Raw genomic sequence first — 2577 nt, 5'->3', positions numbered from 1 at the left:
GTAAGCGCTCATTTCGTTGCGCCTTTTCGCGTTGAATTCTCTGCCGCATGAAGTGTCCACTTAAAATAGGTGGACACCAAATATGAGTGACGAAGAGCAGAAACTGCGAGTGCGGTTGGTGGGACGTGATGGGCGACGCCGCTATGATCCGGGATCAAAGGAGCGGCTTGTTGCGGCCTGCCTTGAGCCTGGTGTGTCGATATCCGGCCTTGCGCTTACGCATGGGATCAATGCCAACCTACTGCGCAAATGGGTCAAGGATGCCAGGGAGGCTCGCTTCTCGGCGGGATCTGCAAGCTCGCGGTTTATCCCGGTCGTCGCGGCAGACTGCAGCCTGCCTGTCGGGACCTCCTCGTTGGAGATGCCGGTCGCGTTTAGGGAAGACCAACCGGCGTCACTGGGGAAGGCCAATCTGTCAGGTTCTTCCAAAATAAGCGCGTTGCTACCAAACGGCGTGAAGCTGACGCTGGAATCCGGTGATGCTGATGCTTTGAGGACAATCATCGGAGCTTTGGGTCATGTTCAGACTGGGCGCTGATCTCAAGGTCTACCTGCATCGCGAACCGATCGACTTCCGCGCCGGCATCAACAGCCTTGCGGTCCTGGTGCAGGAGACTATGGCGCTGGACCCGTTTGCGCCTGCGGTCTTTGCCTTTTGCAATCGCCGCCGTGACCGGATGAAGCTCCTGTTCTTCGATCGGTCCGGTTTTGTGATGGTGCTGAAGCGATTGTCGGAAGACCGGTTCCGGTGGCCACGTCGGGAGATGATGGTGGTAACGCTGACGACCGAGCAATTACACTGGATTCTCGACGGCATTGATATCGACGCGATGGTCCGCCATCCGGTTCGGCAATACCAGATCGCCGGCTGACAGTTCGCAACGTCTGCGGTTGACGGGGCGAAACGGTTCAGATTCAAGAATCTGATGATCCGACCCGGCGAACCCACTGTTGAGGAGTTGATGGCGCGCATTGCGGCGCTGCAGGCGGAAAACCGTCAGCTCACGGAACGCGTGGTCAAGCTCGAGGAAGAGTTGGTGCTGGCGCGGCTGCATCGTTTTGCGCCGAAGAGCGAAAAGCACGTGGACCGCCTCTTCGATGAAGCCGAGCAGGTTGCCGATGACGACGCCAGCGGAGAAGATGGCGAGGTCGTCCACCTGCCGGACACCGGCTTGCCATCGACCGAAAGGCCGGAGGGCAAGAAGCGTGGCCGCAAGCCCCTGCCGGAACACCTGCCGCGCGAGCGCGTCGAATATGACATTGCCCACGATCAGAAGGCCTGCCCTTGCTGCCGTCACCAGATGCATCGCATGGGTGAGGCGGTCACCGAGCAGCTCCATATCGAGGTGAAGGCCAAGGTCCTGCAGAATGTGCGGTTCAAGTATGCCTGCCGCCATTGCGACCGCACCGGCATCAACACGCCTGTCATTCTCGCGCCAATGCCCGCGCAGGCCTTGCCGGGCAGCATCGCCACGGCCTCGACACTGGCCTTCGCGCTCGTCCATAAATATGTCGATGGCACGCCGCTCTACCGCCTGGCCCAGGCCTTCGAGCGTGCCGGTGTTCCCGTCAGCCGCGGCGCTCTCGGGCATTGGGTGATCGGATCGAGCGAGAGGCATCTCTCCCGAATCTATGACGCCCTGAAATTGCGGCTCAGGGCGCAGCCGCTCATCCATGGTGACGAGACCACGGTCCAGGTCTTGAAGGAAAAGGACAAGGAAGCCACCAGCACATCCTTCATGTGGGCATACAGGAGCGGGGAAGACAGCGGCGAGCCAATCGTGCTGCTCGATTATCAACCCGGCCGCGGCCAGATTTATCCGCAGGCCTTCCTCGGCGACTACCGCGGCATCTTGATGAGCGATGGCTACACCGCCTGGCGCACATTGAACGGCGCGACCCATGTTGGGTGTATGGCCCATTCCAGGCGTCGCTTCGTCGACGCGCTCAAGGCAAGGAAGAAAGGCGGCGGTCCGCCGGAGCAGGCGCTCAAGTTCTTCGCGCAGCTCTACCGGATTGAAAGCCAGGCGCGCAATGAGAAGCCGGATAAGGACGAAACGCGAGATCACTGCATCCACCGCTTCCGCCAGCAACACAGCGTCCCCATCCTGAACGCTCTCAAGGCATGGCTCGACGACATCGCGCCGAAGGTCTTGCCCGATACCAAGCTTGGCGATGCCGTGTCCTACACCCTGAACCAATGGGAGTACCTGACGCGCTATACAGAAGACGGCAGGATGCCGATCGACAACAACTTGCTTGAGCGCGACATCAGGATTTTTGCCACGGGAAGAAAGAGTTGGCTGTTCAGCGACACCGTGGACGGAGCCAAGGCCAGTGCCGTCATCTACAGCCTCATGCTGACATGCCGCGCCTGCGGCATCGAACCCTTGGCTTATCTGCGTCACGTCCTTACCGAATTACCGCAGCGTGTCATCGAAGCCGACATCACCGACCTGCTGCCCTTCAACTTCGCTGAAACGCTGAAACCGCCGCTGCATGATCCAATGGCAGCCGTCTGACGGCGACCCCGGTCAAACGGGCCGCGTCAACGCGCATGGAAATGAGCGCTTACGA

General features: G+C 60.1%; 3 protein-coding genes. All 3 read left to right on the top strand.

Annotated features, from left to right (window positions below; genetic code table 11):
* The first annotated feature begins 82 nt into the window (after window positions 1–82).
* The 3 genes from tnpA to tnpC are packed head-to-tail and all read left to right on the top strand — an operon-like array spanning window position 83 to window position 2522.
* Window positions 83–538 (top strand): IS66-like element accessory protein TnpA, encoded by a 456-nt coding sequence (gene tnpA / locus GGD46_RS33515; RefSeq protein WP_004121997.1) that lies wholly within the window; start codon window positions 83–85, stop codon window positions 536–538.
* Window positions 519–872, top strand: a complete 354-nt coding sequence (gene tnpB, locus GGD46_RS33510; protein WP_004121998.1) for an IS66 family insertion sequence element accessory protein TnpB — start codon at window positions 519–521, stop codon at window positions 870–872. The genes tnpA and tnpB overlap by 20 nt, the downstream gene beginning before the upstream one ends.
* Window positions 873–926: 54 nt before the next feature.
* Entirely contained in the window at window positions 927–2522 is a 1596-nt protein-coding gene (gene tnpC, locus GGD46_RS33505; RefSeq protein WP_004121999.1) for an IS66 family transposase, read from the top strand.
* The last annotated feature ends 55 nt before the right edge of the window (window positions 2523–2577 follow it).

It is taken from the genome of Martinezella lusitana, from assembly GCF_014207095.1.
GTDB lineage: Bacteria > Pseudomonadota > Alphaproteobacteria > Rhizobiales > Rhizobiaceae > Rhizobium > Rhizobium lusitanum_B.
This window is presented reverse-complemented; position numbering and strand designations above follow the sequence as displayed.

Coding starts and splice junctions, on each gene's coding strand:
- tnpC (WP_004121999.1), top strand. CDS start 927: ATGATCCGACCCGGCGAACCCACTGTTGAGGAGTTGATGGCGCGCATT.
- tnpB (WP_004121998.1), top strand. CDS start 519: ATGTTCAGACTGGGCGCTGATCTCAAGGTCTACCTGCATCGCGAACCG.
- tnpA (WP_004121997.1), top strand. CDS start 83: ATGAGTGACGAAGAGCAGAAACTGCGAGTGCGGTTGGTGGGACGTGAT.